The 17,936-nt window shown below is 67.4% G+C and carries 14 protein-coding genes; 12 read left to right on the top strand and 2 right to left on the bottom strand.

Features of this window, described 5'->3' with window-relative positions:
- The first annotated feature begins 73 nt into the window (after positions 1 to 73).
- The 3 genes from CH42_RS16930 (at position 74) to holA (ending at position 4,737) form a co-directional block, all read left to right on the top strand.
- Complete coding sequence (locus CH42_RS16930) at positions 74 to 1,060, top strand: helix-hairpin-helix domain-containing protein (RefSeq protein WP_082309404.1); 987 nt, start codon at positions 74 to 76, stop codon at positions 1,058 to 1,060.
- Between the two features lie 38 nt (positions 1,061 to 1,098).
- The gene (locus CH42_RS10975; protein WP_239684022.1) at positions 1,099 to 3,627 is read left to right on the top strand and encodes a ComEC/Rec2 family competence protein; all 2,529 of its coding nucleotides are present in this window, start codon (positions 1,099 to 1,101) and stop codon (positions 3,625 to 3,627) included.
- 69 nt (positions 3,628 to 3,696) lie between these two features.
- Positions 3,697 to 4,737 carry a DNA polymerase III subunit delta gene (gene holA / locus CH42_RS10970; protein WP_053353193.1) on the top strand — a complete coding sequence of 347 codons (1,041 nt, stop codon included), beginning with the start codon at positions 3,697 to 3,699 and terminating at the stop codon, positions 4,735 to 4,737.
- Between the two features lie 124 nt (positions 4,738 to 4,861).
- Here the strand turns inward: holA and rpsT are convergent, their stop codons facing one another.
- Positions 4,862 to 5,122, bottom strand: coding sequence for a 30S ribosomal protein S20 (gene rpsT / locus CH42_RS10965; RefSeq protein ID WP_053353192.1), 261 nt, complete (start codon positions 5,120 to 5,122; stop codon positions 4,862 to 4,864).
- A 183-nt stretch (positions 5,123 to 5,305) separates the two neighbouring features.
- Between rpsT and CH42_RS10960 the strand changes: the two genes are divergently transcribed.
- The 7 genes from CH42_RS10960 to CH42_RS10930 all read left to right on the top strand — a co-directional run bounded on the left by CH42_RS10960 (position 5,306) and on the right by CH42_RS10930 (position 14,199).
- Entirely contained in the window at positions 5,306 to 6,760 is a 1,455-nt protein-coding gene (locus tag CH42_RS10960) for an HNH endonuclease signature motif containing protein (protein ID WP_053353191.1), read from the top strand.
- Positions 6,761 to 6,827: 67 nt separating this feature from the next.
- Positions 6,828 to 8,681 carry a translation elongation factor 4 gene (gene lepA / locus CH42_RS10955; protein WP_053353190.1) on the top strand — a complete coding sequence of 618 codons (1,854 nt, stop codon included), beginning with the start codon at positions 6,828 to 6,830 and terminating at the stop codon, positions 8,679 to 8,681.
- A complete protein-coding gene (locus tag CH42_RS10950; RefSeq protein WP_075205340.1) occupies positions 8,678 to 9,832 on the top strand; it encodes a DUF1990 family protein in 1,155 nt (384 codons plus the stop codon). The genes lepA and CH42_RS10950 overlap by 4 nt, the downstream gene beginning before the upstream one ends.
- Before the next feature lie 6 nt (positions 9,833 to 9,838).
- Complete coding sequence (hemW, locus tag CH42_RS10945; RefSeq protein ID WP_053353189.1) at positions 9,839 to 11,065, top strand: radical SAM family heme chaperone HemW; 1,227 nt, start codon at positions 9,839 to 9,841, stop codon at positions 11,063 to 11,065.
- A gap of 163 nt (positions 11,066 to 11,228) precedes the next feature.
- A complete protein-coding gene (gene hrcA / locus CH42_RS10940) occupies positions 11,229 to 12,266 on the top strand; it encodes a heat-inducible transcriptional repressor HrcA (protein WP_053353188.1) in 1,038 nt (345 codons plus the stop codon).
- 56 nt (positions 12,267 to 12,322) lie between these two features.
- A complete protein-coding gene (gene dnaJ, locus CH42_RS10935; protein ID WP_053353187.1) occupies positions 12,323 to 13,420 on the top strand; it encodes a molecular chaperone DnaJ in 1,098 nt (365 codons plus the stop codon).
- A gap of 2 nt (positions 13,421 to 13,422) precedes the next feature.
- The gene (locus CH42_RS10930; RefSeq protein ID WP_053353186.1) at positions 13,423 to 14,199 is read left to right on the top strand and encodes a 16S rRNA (uracil(1498)-N(3))-methyltransferase; all 777 of its coding nucleotides are present in this window, start codon (positions 13,423 to 13,425) and stop codon (positions 14,197 to 14,199) included.
- A gap of 43 nt (positions 14,200 to 14,242) precedes the next feature.
- Here the strand turns inward: CH42_RS10930 and CH42_RS10925 are convergent, their stop codons facing one another.
- Entirely contained in the window at positions 14,243 to 15,658 is a 1,416-nt protein-coding gene (locus tag CH42_RS10925; protein ID WP_053353185.1) for a cation:dicarboxylate symporter family transporter, read from the bottom strand.
- A 184-nt stretch (positions 15,659 to 15,842) separates the two neighbouring features.
- Between CH42_RS10925 and CH42_RS10920 the strand changes: the two genes are divergently transcribed.
- Positions 15,843 to 17,198, top strand: coding sequence for a sensor histidine kinase (locus CH42_RS10920; protein WP_075205372.1), 1,356 nt, complete (start codon positions 15,843 to 15,845; stop codon positions 17,196 to 17,198).
- Positions 17,195 to 17,935: a response regulator gene (locus CH42_RS10915; RefSeq protein ID WP_239684021.1), complete on the top strand. Its 741-nt coding sequence runs from the start codon at positions 17,195 to 17,197 to the stop codon at positions 17,933 to 17,935. The genes CH42_RS10920 and CH42_RS10915 overlap by 4 nt, the downstream gene beginning before the upstream one ends.
- Position 17,936: the final 1 nt, after the last annotated feature.

Here is a 17,936-nt window from a genome sequence, read left to right as displayed (position 1 = left end):
CCGTGGTGGAGATCTGTTCACAGATCGCCGCCACGGGCGTTGTGCGTACCCGACGCCCCCATAGCGTTTCGGCATGGATGTGGAGCAAGCCGGGCGCGGTGCGGCAAGACATGAGGCGATCGAGCCAGATCGTGGGCGCGAGACTCAGGCCGTGGTTCAGGACACCGTGCCGGTCGAAATCGCCCACGCCTGGACTTCAGAGCGTGTGCTCGAACGCGGACACTGGGCCCGCGATGAGTCGTCAGGTCTGTCGAGCATTGCTGCCCCCGGGCCTCTGGCCTGGGAGCCCGCGACGCGAATCCGCGACCGGCTGAAGCGCGCAGTCGCCCTCCCGGTGCTCGTCGGCGTCGTGGTATTCGTCGCAGCCGTTGCCGTGGCGATCGGCATCACGATGGCCCGCGGGCACGCGGTGCCCGACGACGCAGCTTCCTTCGACACCGATCTCGTTGCTGGGGAAAACGCCGGCGATGGTGGTTCCGATGAGGATTCCCGTACCGATGGAGTGATCGAGCCCGGGGGCGGCGCCACAGGCGCGCGGTCGTCGAACGGCGCAGACTCTGCCGCAACCGGCGGCAGAGTGACCCTGCACGTGGTCGGCGCGGTGTCAGCCGCGGGCGTCGTCGAACTGCCTGAGGGTGCTCGCGTGTCCGACGCGATTGCTGCGGCGGGCGGTGCGACCGAAGCGGCTCAGCTCGACGCGGTGAACCTGGCGCGCACTGTCGTCGACGGCGAGCAGATCGTCGTGCCCGACGCCGCGCTGGCTGCGATCTGGGCCGAACAAGGCGCGGGTGGGCTCTCCACTGGGCAGAGCTCGGCGGCCGAGGCGCCGGCGGGCGCTGGCGGGCCTGCAGGGGCAAGTGCGAGCGCGGGCAAGATGTCGCTCAACTCGGCGACGGTCGCCGACCTTGAGACGCTGCCGCGGATCGGGCCTGCGCTCGCGCAGCGCATCGTCGATTGGCGGGAGGCGAATGGTGGGTTCGGTTCTGTGGATGAGCTGCTCGAAGTCTCCGGGATCGGAGCGAAGACACTTGAGGGGTTCAGAGATCTGGTCGTGCCGTGACACGCCGCTCCGCACCCGGGCGTGATGATCCCTCAGCCGTGAGCGGCGACTCCGCGCCCGCGACCGACCAATTCGTCTCCGCGACGCGCGCGCCACCGGGAATCTGGCGGCTCTTCGCCCCGGCACTCGTGATCTGGGCCATCGTGTCCGTGTGCATCGTGCTCCCGGGTACTGGCGCCCGGCTCGCCATCGGTGCGGCACTGGCCGGCACTATCGCGATCATCTTGACTCGCTGGTTGACGGCGCGACGTGTGCTCGCCTGCGTAGTCTTGCTGTGCGGGTTCGCCGTGGTACTGGGCGCGCGAGTGGACGTGCTCGAAGCTGTCCGAGCAGACCCGGGGTTCCGCAGTGCGGCCGAGCGCGGCTCACCGCTCGAACTCAAGGTGACGCTGCGTGCGTTTCCGAAGCTCGGCACGGATGCCAACGGACGACGTGCCGGGTGGGTGTCTGCTGCAGCGCTGAGTCGCGGCGGGTCGGTGCCGGTGGTGCTGTGGTTCGACGACCCGAAAGGGGTGGAGCAGTGGGCCCCGGGCTCTCGGCTTCAAGTGCAGGGCCGACTGGTGGTGCTCGAACCCGGATCATCGGCCGCGTACGGTGTGCGCGTGTCGGAGGCCGAGATGAGGAGCGACCCCGATGGGGCGAATACGGTGCATCGAGCACAGGCGGCCCTCAGCCGGTGGGCGACGCATCTGCGCGGGGGATTGCGCGATCTGTCAGCGGGCGTACCCGGGGCATCGCTCGTGCCGGGGTTTGCGGTCGGCGATACGTCCCTGGTCTCAGAGCAGCTGAACGCCGACATGCAGCAGAGTTCATTGACCCACCTCGTCGCAGTGTCCGGCGCCAATTGCGCGCTGGTCGTATCGGCCATGGCCTCGGTCGTCGCGAGACTCGGTGTCGGGCGGCGGGGGCGAATCATCGGTTCGGCGGTGGCACTCCTCGGCTTCGTCGGTGTGGTCGGGCCCGATGCGAGCCTGCAGCGGGCAGCGGTGATGGCCGCGGTCGTGCTGGTCTCAGGGTACGGCGGAAAGCGCGCCTCGGCGCTTCCCTGTCTGGCGCTCGCAATTCTCACCCTGCTGATCGCTGACCCCTGGCAGGCGCTGCAACCCGGTTTCGCGCTCTCGGTCACGGCCACCGCGGGTATCCTGCTCTGGGCACCCGGCATCTCGCGAGCGATTGGTCGAATGTTCGCGGTGCCGCAGTGGGTGCGCCTCCCTGTTGCGGTGGCGATCGCCGCACAGTTCGCCTGCGGTCCGCTCTTGCTGCTGGTGCAAGATGGCTTTCCTGCTGCCGGCTTGGTCGCGAACGTGCTTGCCGCGCCAGCCGCACCGTGGGGGACGGGACTCGGGTTGCTGGCTATGCTCACAGCACCAGTCTCGAGCTCAGCGGCGGCGGTGTGCGTGTGGGGCGCGGCGATTGCGGCGCGATGGATCGAAGCGACCGCTGCGGTGACCGCAGCGCTTCCGGCCGCGCGCTGGCTCTGGCCAGGTGGATGGAGCGGCGCGCTGCTGCTCGGAGCGGTCGAGGCGCTGGTGCTGATCGTGTGGTGGATTCTGCGCGATCGCCCGGGAGAGCGAAGAGGCCGGTTGCAAGGCCTGAGTGCTCGGGGGAGTCGCAGCGCAGGCGAGGTGGGTCGAGAAGCCTGCGCCGAATCCCGCTCCTCGCTGGCGAGCGGGCCCGACCCCTGGGGCGAGGTGCGTCCGCGTCCGACCAAGATACGGGTCTGGCTCGCCGCGCTCTCGGCTGCGGCTGCCGGAGTGTTCCTCGGCCCAACGTTGATCGTGCCGACGGCCGATCAGATCGGCACTCCCGGAGACTGGAGCGTGGTGGCCTGCGACGTGGGGCAGGGTGACGCATTGATGCTGCGCGACCCCGCCGCACCTGACGCGGTCATGATGGTCGACACGGGCGATGACGCTGATTTGCTGACCGCATGCCTCGATCGTTTCGGCATCGGGCGTGTGGCGATCCTCGTCCTGTCTCATGACGATCGCGACCATGTCGGTGCCCTCCCAGCCATCATCGATCGTGTCGATCGCGCTTTGGTGGCGCCGAACAATCGTGAGGATGGGGGCGCGAGGCCGGTCGTCTCGACGCTCTCGGAGGCCGGCGTGCCCGTGACAGCCGGGGTTGCTGGCGTGCGCGGTGCACTGGGCGACCTGCGCTGGGAAGTGCTTGCGCCTGCCCCGGATATCGTGCCCGCTGATACGAACGCGGCCAGCCAGGTGCTGCGGGTTGACGCCGGTGGACTCACCGTGCTCCTCCTCGCCGATACCGGGGAGACTGAACAGCTTGCACTCGAACGGTCAGGCGCGGCGCTCGAGGCAGACGTCATGAAAGTCGCGCATCACGGCTCGTCTGACCTCGATCCAGCGCTGTTTGCGCGCGTGCACGCCGAAGTCGGATTGATCTCGGTCGGGGCAGACAACTCGTACGGTCATCCGACGGTCTCAGCGCTCGACGGGCTGGCGCGGGCGGGAACGCGAGCGCTGCGCACGGATCAGCTCGGGTCCATCGCGCTGAGCGGGCGTGCGGGGGCGCTGCGCACCTGGGTGGAGCGGGGAAAATGACATCGGCGCTCTACCGGGACGGACGGCCGCACGCGCCTCGATGTCGGAGCGCGCCGGTAGGCTGGTGAGGTGGCACAGGCACGGAAAGCGGCAACCCGGGCGGGTTCTGCGAAGGCGAAGATTCAGCAGCTGGACTGGAGCGAGGCACGACCGGCTTCTGTCGTGCTCATTTCGGGTCCCGAGGCCTTTCTCGCCGACCGCGCCGGCCAGGCGATCAAGTCTGCCCTCGTCGATGCGCACACCGACCTCGAAGTACACGATGTCGATGCCGCTTCGTACACGGCAGGTGAGCTCTTCACCATCGCCAGTCCGTCGCTCTTTGCCGAGCCCCGGCTCATTCGGGTCGACGGCGTTGAGAAGTGCTCCGACGCGTTCCTCGAAGATGCGAAGCGTTACGTGGTCGAGCCCGCAGACGACACGACGCTCGTGTTGCGACACTCTGGCGGGCAGCGCGGAAAAGCGCTGCTCGATCTGGTGCGTGGTGGCGCGGGGGCCGGCATCGAGGTGGTCTGCCCTGAAATGAAGAAGGATCAGGACCGCCTGGCGTTCGTGCAAGCCGAGTTCCGTCGGGCCGGCGCGCAGGCGACTCCGGGCGCCGTGCGCCAGCTCGCTGCGGCGTACTCAGGCGGAATCGGTGAGCTCGCGGGCGCGATCACTCAACTCGTCTCTGACGTGGGCACGCGCATCGACGAAGATCAGGTCACCCGCGCTACCGAAGGGCGCGTGGAGACGAACGCCTTCCGCGTGGCAGACGCCGCGACAGCGGGGCGCGCTGCCGACGCGCTCGTGCTGCTGCGTCAGGCGTTTTCGACCGGCACCGATCCGATTCCGATGCTCGCGGCATTGAATATCAAGGTACGCGCGATGGCTCGGGTGTACGGAGCCGCGGGATCCGGCGGCCAAATGGCGAAGGAGCTCGGCATGGCCCCGTGGCAGGTCGACCGCGCATTGCGCGAGGTGCGGGGGTGGCGCGAGGAGGATCTCGCGCGGGCCATCGATCTGGCCGCGGAAACCGAGTGGCTGCTGAAGGGTGGCAGCCGTGACCCCGAGTACGCGCTTGAGAAGTACCTGCTCTTCGTCGCGAAGCGCGGGCGGGCGTCGTCGCGCTGAAATGCGGTGGCCCGCTCGAAGCGCGACCTCGTCGCGCGCCACGTTAGCGACCGCTGGAACAGTGTGGGCAAACGAAAGAGGGCCCCGCAGAAGCGGGGCCCTCAATACTGCTGCGCAGTGAGCGTTAGAGCGCTGCGACCTGAGCAGCCAGGCTCGACTTGCGGTTCGCAGCCTGGTTCTTGTGGATGACGCCCTTGGAGACGGCCTTGTCCAGCTTGCGGCTTGCAACCTTCAGCTTTGCCTCGGCAGCTGCCTTGTCGCCAACGGCGATAGCGGTGCGGGTCGCGCGCACGACGGTGCGGAGCTCGCTCTTGTACGCACGGTTCCGCTCGGTCGCCTTGAGGTTGGTCTTGATGCGCTTGAGCTGCGACTTAATGTTTGCCACGTTGAGATGTGTCCTTTGAAATCCAGTTGACGGGTTTGATCCGCACGGTGAGAGAGGGCACCTTACGGGTGGTGTGGTGATGACCACACGCAAGCCAAGAGTCGAGTCTAGCAGAACTCGGGACGTGATGCCCGGTATTGCTGTCGTGTCAAGAATGTCGGTGGTCCCTGGTGAGATGGAAGCATGACCCCCGGCACCGGTGAGTACCCCGCAACAGGCGGCGAGTTGGCTGTGACTGGTGCGGCCGCAGGAGCTCTGTCGGCTCTGTCGGCTTCATTTTCCGCAGCCGGTGCGGCTCGGCGTGCGCGAGTCGATGAGTTGCTGACCTGGGTGGAGCACCTCGAAGGCGTGCAACGGGCCCTCGATGCGGCGCGGAGCGAGTTTCTCGGTGCGGCGGTCGAGCTCGCCACCGAACCCGGGGAAGGGCGGAGTACCGAGTTGGAGTACCGGTCACTGCGTGCGGAGGCTGCACTCCTGCTCGGAACGAGCGAGCGCGCCGCCGAGGCGCGCATGGATGCGGCGTATACGCTGCGCCGTCACTATCGCAGCGCGCACTCGGCACTCGCGAGCGGCGAGATCACGGCGACGCATGCGCGAGTCATCGTGGATTCCGGCCTCGTGATTGGGGCGGGCGATGCCTCGACCGTAGTGGCGCGCCGCGCGGCTTACGAACGCGAAGTGCTCGTGCACGCGCGCGTCGAGACGGCCAACCGACTGCGGCCAATCGCACGCAGACTCGCCGAGGAGTATGCAGAGCGCACCCTCGATGAGCGACACGAGGAGGCCGTGCGCCAGCGCCGCGTTGTCGTGACCGCGGGAGCCGATGGAATGTCCGAGCTGACAGCGGTACTGCCGACCATCGAAGCCTTCGCGATCCACGACCGGTTGACGCGCATCGCTCGCGAGGTGGATCCAGTGTCGACGACTCGAATGCGTGACCAGGTGCGAGCCGACGTACTGTGTGACTTGGTGTTGGGAGGCAGCGAGGCGGGGCTGCGTGTTGCGCGACACCCCGACGGCAATCGGGCCGGCGAACGCGCCATCGATGCCCGCGTGCAGGTCATCGTGCCCTGGGAGGCGCTGCACGCGCCACGATCGGGCAATAGCGCACCGGTGGCCGAGCTCGTCGGTGCGGGCCCGGTACCGCTGCAGGGCATCCGCGCACTCGCGGCCTCCTCACCCGTGTGGCAACGCGTCGTGACGCAGCCCCAGACCGCCGACGTGCTCAGCGTTGACCGGTACCGCCCGAGCGCGAGCATGCGCCGTCGGCTGGGAGCACGCGATCAGCACTGCCGCTTTCCCGGATGCCGCGTCCCCGTCGCGCGGTGCGACCTCGACCACACGGTCGACGCGGCGCTCGGGGGCGCGACTGCCACCGACAACCTCGCCCACCTGTGCCGTGGTCACCACGTGCTGAAACACCACTCCGATTGGCGCGTGCGGCAGGGCGGCGACGGTGTGCTGCACTGGACGAGTCCCGCCGGTCGTGCATACGCAGACCGGCCTCCGGGCCGCGTGAGATTCGCGCGCTCCGCTGAGGGGGCTGCGTCGGCGAAAAGGTCGCCGGGTGACGATGAGGATGGAGAACAATCGGATGGCGATGCGTTCAGAGGGCCCTACCCGGGTGAACCCTTCTGATGCTCCAGAACGACCAGAAGTCGGCACGCGCGCGATCCGGCGCCTGCGCGTGCGATAATTGCGAACAATGTCTCCACGCAGCTTGAACCCCCCGGCACCGGCGTCGACCGACCCCGCGAAGATCCGCAACTTCTGCATCATCGCGCACATCGATCACGGCAAGTCGACGCTTGCCGACCGAATGCTGCAGGTCACCGGAACGGTGCCCGACCGTGAAATGCGCGCGCAGTACCTCGACAAGATGGATATCGAGCGCGAGCGCGGCATCACGATCAAGTCGCAGGCGGTGCGCATGCACTGGGCAACCGATGCGGGTGACTTCGCTCTCAACATGATCGACACCCCGGGGCACGTCGACTTCAGCTACGAGGTGTCGCGCTCGCTCGCCGCGTGCGAGGGGGCGATCCTGCTGGTCGACGCCGCGCAGGGCATTGAGGCGCAGACGCTCGCGAACCTCTACCTCGCGATGGAGAATGACCTCGAAATCATCCCGGTCCTGAACAAGATCGACCTCCCGGCTGCCGACCCCGAGCGCGTGTCGCGCGAGATCGCTGATCTGATCGGTGGCGATCCCGACGACATTTTGAAGGTGTCGGGCAAGACCGGTGCCGGCGTGGAAGAGCTCCTCGATCGCGTGGTTGAGCGCATCCCCGCGCCCGTGGGCGTGGCCGATGCCGCCCCGCGAGCGATGATCTTCGACTCGGTATACGACCCGTACCGCGGCGTCGTCACCTACGTGCGCATGATCGATGGCAATCTGTCGCCGCGCGAAAAGATCCAGATGATGTCGACCGGGTACGACCACGAGGCGCTCGAGATCGGCGTGTCGGCGCCCGAGATGCGACCGACGCAGGGGCTTGCCGTCGGCGAGGTCGGCTATCTGATCACCGGTGTGAAAGATGTGCGGCTCTCGAAGGTCGGCGACACCGTCACCGCAAAGCGCAACCCGGCGACCGAGGTGCTGCCCGGCTACACCGACCCGAAGCCCATGGTGTTCTCGGGTCTGTACCCGCTCGATGGCTCCGATTACCCGGTGCTGCGTGAGGCGCTCGACAAGTTGAAGCTCGAAGACGCAGCACTCCAATACGAACCCGAGACGTCAGTCGCGCTCGGCTTCGGCTTCCGCTGCGGCTTCCTAGGCCTGCTCCACCTCGAGATCATCTCCGAGCGCCTGCGCCGCGAGTTCGACCTCGACCTCATCGCCACCGCGCCGAGCGTCGTCTACCAGGTCACGAAGGAAGACGGCACTGAGGTGACGGTGACGAACCCGTCGGAGTACCCCGACGGCAAAATCCGCAACGTGCGCGAGCCCGTCGTGAAGACGGCGATCCTGGCGCCGAAAGACTACGTCGGCGCCATCATGGAGCTCTGCCAGAGCCGCCGCGGCAGCTTGCTCGGCATGGAATACCTGGGGGAGCGCGTGGAGCTCCGCTACAGCATTCCGCTCGGCGAGATCGTCTTCGACTTCTTCGACCACCTGAAGAGTCGTACGCAGGGCTATGCAAGCCTCGACTACGAACCCATGGGTGATCAGGAAGCCGACCTCGTAAAGGTCGACATCCTGCTGCAGGGAGACACGGTCGACGCCTTCAGCGCGATCGTGCACCGCGACAATGCCTACAGCTACGGCACGATGATGGCGGAGCGACTCCGCAAGCTCATCCCGCGCCAGCAGTTCGAGGTGCCGATTCAGGCAGCGATTGGCGCGCGAGTGATCGCTCGCGAGACGATCCGCGCGATTCGCAAGGACGTGCTCGCGAAGTGCTACGGCGGCGACATCAGCCGCAAGCGCAAACTGCTCGAGAAGCAGAAAGAGGGCAAGAAGCGCATGAAGATGGTGGGGCGCGTCGAAGTTCCCCAAGAAGCCTTCATCGCAGCGCTCTCCGGAGATGTGGAGGGCAAGGAAGGCGCCAAGCGATGAGCAAGGAGCAGCCCCCGCGCCGCAGCAGCCACGTCGAGATGCCGTTGACGTATGCCGCTGTCGGCGCGTCGAAGCAACCCGATATCGTCAAATTTCCGCCGGAAGGCATGACCTCGTACGAGGAAGAACTGCGTCTCGGCAGCGGACAGGAGCGCTTCCTGCTCGCATCGAGTCTGCTCATGACCTGGGGCGCGCAACGCGGTTCGGGCGTGCGCGTCACCGACATCGTGCGCGGCTCGGGCGCGGAATACGCCGGCCCGTCGTTCTCGGGTGACGGCATCCCTGAAGCCGCGGGTGAGCTCGAAGAGCACTTCGGGCCCGACGGCGAACCGTTCATCGTCGCCGGAACAACAGCGACGCTGCACGCAGATGGCCAAGACCCGCGAGGCATACTCGTGATCTACACCATCGATGACGAACGATGCGTCGGTTTCGCGTGGGGCACCCGAGACGATCAGGGCGCCGTAGGCGAGCAACGCTTCGCGATTGAATTCCGTCCCGACGACACCGTGTGGGCAGTCGCCCGCGGATTCGTCGCTGCCCCGAAGAGCGGGCTGCTGGGCCTCAAGGGGCGTGCCGACGTGCGCATCGCGCTCGACGCCGTGAAATCGCAGCTCGCGAGCCTCGCCCCGGGCGCACAACCTGCACCCAACTTGGGGGCGGCAGACGATGAGAAACCTGCCGCCATCACTGTCGACGGCGATGCTGCCGACGTCGTCGAGAGTGTCGAATCGTCGCCGGAGGCACCTGAAGTGCTCGAACCGGAGTTCGAAGAGTCAGGCGAGACTCCCGCGTCCGATGAGCCGTCCGAGCCAAGTGCGGCATCAGAACTGATCGTGGAGGAGGAGACGGTCTCGTTCGCTGAGCCCGAAGAGCCTGCCGAGCCGGAAGCATCTGCCGAGCCGGAAGCCTCAGATGAGCCCGATGCATCGCCCGAGCCCGACGCATCGCCCAAGACAGAAGCTTTGCCCGTGACAGAAGTGTCACCACTGCCAGAAGACTCGCGTGAGCCCGAAGCATCTGCAGCGCCCGCAGATTCACCCCAACCCAGCCCGGTGACTGAACCGGTCGCGACTGTAGGCGACGACTCCTCCACCTCCGAAGTGCCCGTGTCGACCACGCATCAGCGTCGTCCGAGCAGCCGTCGGTGATCCGCCGTGCCGAGCGCGCTCCCCGAGGGTGATCCGGCTCCCGAAGACGGCTCGCTTCCTGCGAGCGTCGCTATCGGGGCCGAACACCGAAACTTCGGCGTCTACGTGCACGTCCCGTACTGCCGTGTTCGCTGCGGGTACTGCGACTTCAACACCTATACCGCGAGCGAGCTCGGCGGCACGACCCGTGACGATTACGCATCCCAAGTCGGCCAGGAGCTCGCTTTGGGGGCGTCGGTGCTCCGCGACGCGGGTCTGCCTGAACGCCCGGTTTCGACCGTGTTCTTCGGAGGTGGCACGCCGACGCTGCTGCCGGCGAGCGACCTTGCGACCATGCTCGGCCGCATCCGCGAGGAGTGGGGGCTGGCGCAGGGAGCCGAAGTGACGACGGAAGCGAACCCGGATTCCGTTGACGCCGCGTACCTGCGCACGCTCGCTGAGGCCGGCTTCACCCGCGTGAGTTTCGGCATGCAGTCGGCCGTGCCGCACGTGCTCGCCACACTCGACCGCACCCACTCGCCCGAGCGCGTGCCGCTCGTCACCCAATGGGCTCGTGACGCGGGCCTCCAGGTCAGTGTCGACCTCATCTACGGCACGCCAGGCGAAAGCCTTGCCGACTGGGAACGCTCGATCGACGCCGCACTCGCGTGCGCTCCCGATCACATTTCGGCGTACGCGTTGATCATCGAGCGCGGCACCAAACTCGCAGCGCAGATTCGACGTGGCGAGGTGGCGGAACCCGACGAGGACCTGCACGCCGAGATGTACGAGCTCGCCGATGCGCGCTTCGCTGCGGCTGGCTTCTCGTGGTACGAGATCAGCAATTGGTCGCGCACCCCGGAGACCCGCTCCCGGCACAATCTCTCGTACTGGACGGGCGAAGACTGGTGGGCTGCGGGTCCAGGCGCCCACAGCCACGTCGGCGGCGTTCGATGGTGGAACGTCAAGCACCCGGGTGCCTATGCGCAACGCATGGCGGCGGGCGTCTCCCCGGCGCACTCGCGCGAGACCCTCATCGATGCGTCACGCCGTGAAGAACGCATTCTGCTCGAAACCCGGATCGCCGAGGGCCTGCCTGCGGAGGTGTTGACGGCGGAGGAGCGCCGGGCGATTCCGCAGCTCATCGCCGACGGCCTCATCGACGGGCGAGCCGCGATCGGTGGCCGGGTGATCCCGACCCTGCGCGGTCGGTTGCTCGCGGATACCGTCGTGCACCGGCTGCTCGGCAGCTGACGTGCATCGAGCTCACGCCTCAGATCTCGCCGCAGGCGAACACGGAGCCGCCGCTCCGAATGCCGCCTGATCGTCGGACTACGGTAGGCTTAGCACTCGGAATATGCGAGTGCCAGCGCCCGTGCGCGTGGCCCGCATCCACGATTCGGCGTCAGGAGGGGCAATGGTTTCCGAGCGCAGCCTTGCTGTACTGCACGCGATCGTCAACGACTACGTCTCCTCGAACGAACCCGTGGGCTCGAAGGCGATCGTTGATCGCCACAGCTTCGGGGTGTCTGCGGCGACGATCCGCAACGATATGGCGCTGCTCGAAGAAGACGAGCTGATCGCGCAGCCGCACACGTCGTCAGGTCGTGTCCCCACAGACAAGGGGTACCGGCTCTATGTCGACACTCTGGCTCGCATTCGCCCGTTGACGGTCGCTCAGCGCACGGCGATCGAGCGGTTCCTCGGTGATTCTTCAGACCTCGACGACGTTATGGCCCGCACCGTGCGTCTGCTCTCGCAGCTCACCAATCAGGTCGCCGTGGCGCAGTACCCGTCGTTGCGTCGCACCGCGGTACGGCACATCGATCTCGTGGCGCTCGGTGAAGATCGCGTGCTGAGCGTGCTGATTCTCGGCAGCGGGGTCGTCGAGCAGCAGGTCGCTTGGTTGCCGGCTTCGCGCGTCACCGAGGCCTGGGTGCACGGCCTGCGCCAGCGGATCGCTGAAGCGGCGGTCGGCATCGACGTCGAATCTGCAGCCGCGGCCGTCGCAGAACTCGAAGCAGATATCGAGACCTGGGCGCAACCCGACGAAATCGACCTCGTGCGGCGCGTACTGACCGTCGTCTCCGACCAGCTCCAGGCCAATCGCAACGACCGCATCGCCGTCGCCGGCGCAGCCAATCTGTCGCGCCCCGACGGCGAATTCGCCGGATCGTTGCCGGTGGTGCTGGAGGCGATCGAAGAGCAGGTGACCCTGCTGCGACTCTTCGGCGAACTCGCGCACGAAGGCAGAGAGGTTTCTGCGTCGATCGGGCGCGAAAACGAGCCGTACGGGTTGTCTGAGACCTCGATTATCGCGTCCACGTACGAAGAGGGCATCGCCGTGTCGAAGCTCGGCGTGCTCGGCCCGCTGCGCATGGATTATGCCGGCAACATTTCGACGGTGCGCGCGGTCGCCCGATACCTCAACCGATTCCTGGGTGAAGAGCGGTAATCCGCCGCCTCATCCGACCAGCACTTTCCACCACCAACCCCTAGGAGTACAACAGCGTGGCCGATCACTACGAGACCCTCGGAGTCACCCGCGAGGCGACCCCCGAAGAGATCAAAAAGGCCTACCGGCGTTTGGCGCGCCAGCTGCACCCGGATGTGAATCCGAGCGAAGACGCGGCAGAGAAGTTCAAAGACGTGACGCACGCGTACGACGTGCTCAGCGACCCCGAGCAGCGTCAGCGCTATGACATGGGCGGCGGCCAGGGCGGTGCGGCGGGCTTCGGCGATATCTTCGAGACGTTCTTCGGGGGCGGTTTCGGCGGCGGTCAGCGCGGCCCGCGCTCGCGTTCGGAGCGCGGTGACGATGCGATGATTCGCGTGGACGTCTCGCTCGAAGACGTCATTTTCGGCACCCAGCGTGAGATCACGGTCAATACGGCGGTGCTCTGCAACGTCTGCCAGGGCAGCTGCTGCCAGCCCGGCACGCACCCCGTCACCTGCGATGTGTGCGGTGGCCAGGGTCAGGTGCAGCGTCAGGTCCGTTCGCTGTTCGGCAACGTGGTCACGATGCACCCGTGCGGCAGCTGCCAGGGGTATGGCACGGTCATCGAGCATCCCTGCGTCGAGTGCGCGGGCAAGGGGCGAGTGCGCGAGCGCCGCACCTTCCCGATCGACGTGCCCTCGGGCATCGATACCGGCACTCGCCTGCAGATGCGTGGCGGTGGCGAGGTCGGCCCGGGCGGTGGGCCCAATGGCGACCTCTTCATCGAGTTCCGCGTGATGCACCACGATATCTTCAGCCGCGACGGCAACGATCTGCTCTGCACGATGCAGTTGTCGATGACTGACGCGATTCTTGGCGCGAGTGCGAAACTCGCGGGGCTCGACGGCGAGGTCGAGGTCGAGGTCGAAGCCGGCACCCAGTCGGGTGACATGCTGACGGTGCGCGGGCGCGGCATCCAGGGGCTGCGCAGCACGACGCGCGGCGACCTCAAGATTGCGGTGCAGGTCGCGACGCCGACCAAGCTGTCGAACCGAGAGAAAGATCTGGTGCGCCAGCTCGCCGCGCTGCGCAAGGATGAGCAGCCGCATCTCGGGGAGTTCCACCAGGGCTTCTTCGGCAAGATTCGCGACCGCTTCTTCCGCCAGGGCTGAGCATGGCGAACCTCTACTACCGGGAAGATCTCGACAATGCGGCGTTCGCTCCGGGCGCGCTGGTCGAGATCACCGGTGAGGAGGCGCGGCACGCGGTTCGCGTGAGCCGGCTGCGCGTCGGCGAGCGCATTCTCGTGGGCAATGGTCGCGGTGCGATCGGTGCCGGCACCGCAGAGCACGTCGCGAAGGATCGCTTCAGCGTGCGCATTGATCACGCCGAGGGCGGTGACGCCGCCGTCGGGCCTCGCCTGGTGCTCGTCCAGGCACTCGCCAAGGGCGATCGCGACGAGCGCGCTGTCGAACAGTCGACCGAGTTCGGCGTCGACGCGATCGTGCCCTGGCAGGCGAGCCGCTCCGTTTCGCGCTGGGACGGCGCGGGTGGTGCGGAGAAGACCGCGAAGGGTGTCGCCAAGTGGCAGCGTATCGCGCGTGAAGCGGCGAAGCAGTCGATGCGGGCTGCGATTCCCGTTGTGGGCGAACCCGTCGCACTGTCCGACCTCGAACTCCTGGCACGGAGTGATCGTTCCGCGGTGATCGCGCTGCATCCGCGGGGTGCGCTGACACTGTCGGAGTGGGGGCGATCCGCCGCGGTCAGTGCAAGTGCGATCGACGACGTCGTACTCGTCGTCGGCCCAGAAGGCGGGTTTGCTGATGCCGAGCTCGACGCGCTCGAAGCGGCGGGGGCACACGTTCTCGTGCTGGGCACGACCGTGCTCCGCACCTCTTCGGCGGGTCCGGCTGCGATGGCCGTGCTGAATACGACGTTCGGGCGCTGGTAAGGGCCGAGGCACTTCGTCCCCGGCCCGCCAGCGCCCAGTACGCTCAGTTCACCTCGGCGGGAACCCGTTCGGCGACGGCACGCTGCGGCTGCGGCGCGGTCGATGTCGTGTTCGCGGCGCCGTGCCCGTCGCCGGCGAGCATCGATTCGTCGAACGGGAGCGCGCCGCTGAGCACGCGACGCACCCGCTCGGAGTCGATCTGCCGCGTCCACGACCCGATGAGCAGCGTTGCCACCGCGTTGCCGGTGAAGTTGGTCAGCGCGCGGCCCTCCGACATGAAACGGTCGATGCCGACGATCACGCCGACGCCGTCGACGAGTTCGGGGCGGTAGGCCTGCAGCCCACCCGCGAGCGTCGCGAGACCCGCACCGGTGACTCCGGCGGCACCTTTCGATGCGATGATCATGAAGACGAGGAGGCCGATCTGCTCGCTCAAATTCATGGGGTCGCCCATGCCCGTCGCGATGAAGAGCGACGCCATGGTGAGGTAGATCGCGGTGCCGTCGAGGTTGAAGGAGTAGCCGGTCGGCACCGTGATGCCGACGACGGGCTTCGAGACCCCGACGTGCTCCATCTTGGCGATGAGGCGGGGGAGCGCCGACTCCGATGACGACGTGCCGACGATCAGCAGGTACTCGCGGCCGAGGTACTTCATGAGGCTGAAGATGTTGACGCGGGTGACGGCGTAGAGCAGCGTGCCGAGCACCCCGACGATGAACACGATGCAGGTGAGATAGAACGCAATCATCAGTACGCCGAGGCTCCAGATCGCGGCGATGCCGGTCTTGCCGACCACGGCTGCGATTGCCCCGAAGGCGCCGACGGGCGCGATCCACAGGATCATGCTGAGAATGCGGAAGACCAGCGCCTGCAGGTGCTTGATGCCCGCCATGATCGGTGCGCCGCGCTCGCCGAGCCCTTGCAGCGCGAAGCCTGCCAACAGTGCGATGAAGAGCACCTGCAGCACACTCTCGCCGGTGAAGGCGGAGAAGAAGGTTGTCGGGATGATGCCGAGCAAGAACTCGTGCGTGCCGCTTGCAGCGCCTTCGGTGGCGTACTCGGCGCCCTGCATGTCGAGGCCGGCGCCGGGGTGGATGACGTTGCCGACGACCAACCCGATGGCGAGTGCAAGAGTCGACATGGCCATGAAGTAGACCAGGGCGAGGCCGCCGATCTTGCCGACCGTCGCCGCCTTCGCGATCGACCCGACGCCGATCACGATCGTGCAGAAGATGATCGGTGCGATCATCATCTTGATGAGACCGACGAAGGCCTTGCCGAGCGGCTCAAGGGCAACGGCGAAGTCGGGTGCCACCAAGCCGACCGCGGCGCCGAGCACGACTGCGATGATCACGGAGACGTACAGCCAGGTGTGCTTGTCCCACCGACGCCGCCGGGCCGGGCGTGGGTCGTGTGCTTCGTTCGAGCGGGAATGCCGCGCGGGGGCCGGGATGACCATGAAGTTCCTCCTGAGAACGCCGTTGTCCATGTGCAATGCGGCGGTGATCGAGAAGCGCTCGGTGCCGTCGCGTTCAACACGCTAAGCGGCGCGAAGATGACGAGCGCATTTCGGGCTTATCGGACCCCGGCGGGGTGCGATTGGAGCGTTCGAGCCGGGCCTGGTCCGTGCCACAATGTTCCGCATGGCAGCGAAGGCGGTACCGCGAACGGCGCGCAGCGCGACGTCCCGGGTGTTCCTTGTGCTCTCCGCCGCCGTGCTCGTCGTCACGGTCGCGGTTACGGCGCTCCTGGTCTGGGACAGCCGCCGCGCGGAGTACGGCGAGGCCGAGCGCACGACGCACGCGCTCTCGCTCGCTCTCGCCGCATCTCCCACGACCGCCACGGCTTTGGGCGAGGGGATCGATTCGGAACCCGCCGAGGAGCTCCGCGCGCTGGTCTCGCGTCTGAGCCGTGAGGCCGGCGTGAGCTATGTCACGGTGATGGACGCGCAGGGCATCCGGTTCACGCACCCGGACGCGAGCGAGATCGGCCAGCACTATCGCGGCACGATCCCCGCCACCCCCACGGTGCTCTCCGAACGATGGACCGGCACGCTGGGCCCCTCCGTGCGCACGATCGCCCCCGTGGTCTCGGTGGGCGATTCGACGGCTCCCGACCGTGTGCTGGGCTGGGTGTCGGTCGGCATCACCGTCGAGTCGATCGGCGGTGAGATCGTGCAGGATCTGCCGCTCGTGTTCGGGGTGAGTGCCGTGTTCGTCGCACTAGGAGTGCTCGCCGCGTTACTCGGACGGCTGGCGACGCGGCGCATCACGGGCGACCTGTCTGCGTCGGCGGTGCACGAGGCGCTCGTCTCGCACGAGTCGCTCCGCACGCTGAGCGAGTCGCTGCGCGCTCAGACCCACGAGCACGCCAACCGATTGCACACCGCGATCGCGCTGCTCGAACTCGGTCGTACCTCTGACGCGATCGAGATGCTTGCCGACACGTCGCGGCGCAGTCAGGAGCTCGTCGATCGTGTGACCGCGCCGGCCGCGCTCGACCCGATCGTGAGCGCGCTGATCCTGGGCAAGACAGCGCAGGCGGCCGAACGCGGCGTGGAACTCGACGCCGACATCGACCTCGCGCCCGGAGACGCACAGCTCGTGGAAACGATCGCGCTGTCAACCATGGACCTGGTCACCGTCATCGGCAATCTTCTTGACAACGCCATCGACGCTGCCGCGTCCGGCGCGGCGCGGCCGAGGAGCGTCTGTCTCGAAATCGTGTGGACGATGGAGGGCGGGCTGCGCGTGACCGTCTCGGATTCGGGCGACGGCATCGATCCGGCGCTGCTCGAGCGCGTGTTCGACTGGGGCGTCTCGACCAAGACGACCGCGATGGGTGCGGTTCCGGAGGAACGCGGGGTCGGGCTCGCGCTCGTGTCCCGACTCGTCACGAACGTTGGGGGAGACGTGGCAGTGTCGAGCGCGCCGACGCGGTTCACCGCGGTCGTGCCCGCCAGCAACGTTCCGACCGTGTCCGCTGAGGTGGCGCCGTGACACATATCGCTTCCGAAACTTCCGGATCATCTGCCGCCATCCGCGTCATCCTCGTCGATGACGATCCCCTCACGCTCGAACTGCACCGCGCCCATCTGCAGCGCGTGGGTGGGTTCACGGTGGCGGCCGAGTGCCGCGATGCGCGTTCGGCGGCGCGCGCCGTCACCGACCCCGCACTGGCCGCCGACCTCGTGCTGCTCGATGTGACGATGCCGGATGGGACGGGCCTCGAGGTGCTGCGGCACGCACGCGCACGCGGCGTGCGCACCGACGTCATCGCGGTGAGCGGTGTGCGTGACGTCGACGTGGTGCGCGAGATGGTGGCACTGGGGGCGGTGCAGTATTTGATCAAGCCCTACACGTTCGCGATGTTCCGCGAGCGAATCGAAGCGTTCCGGGAGTACCACCGCAGGTCGCATCAGACCACCGGCGACGCAACACAGCACGAAGTCGATGCGATGCTCGCATCGCTGCGAACCACGCCCGTGAGCACCCTGCCGAAGGGGATCGCCGCGGCCACCCTCGAGTCGGTCACCCGTGTGGTGCGCGATCGCGGCCCGAGCACGGCGAGTGAAGTCGCCGCCGGGCTCGGAATCTCGCGCGAGGTGAGCCGACGCTATCTGGAGTACCTCGCAGACGCCGACCGCCTGGTGCGCGAGCCACGCTACGGCGCGCGCGGCCGACCGCAGGTCGAGTACCGCTGGCACGACGGGGCGGCGCCTCCCGGCAGCGTCTAGA

This window comes from Leucobacter musarum subsp. musarum (assembly GCF_001273845.1).
Classification (GTDB): Bacteria; Actinomycetota; Actinomycetes; order Actinomycetales; family Microbacteriaceae; genus Leucobacter; species Leucobacter musarum.
The sequence above is the reverse complement of the archived record's forward strand: the minus strand, read 5'-3'. Positions and strand labels throughout refer to the sequence as shown.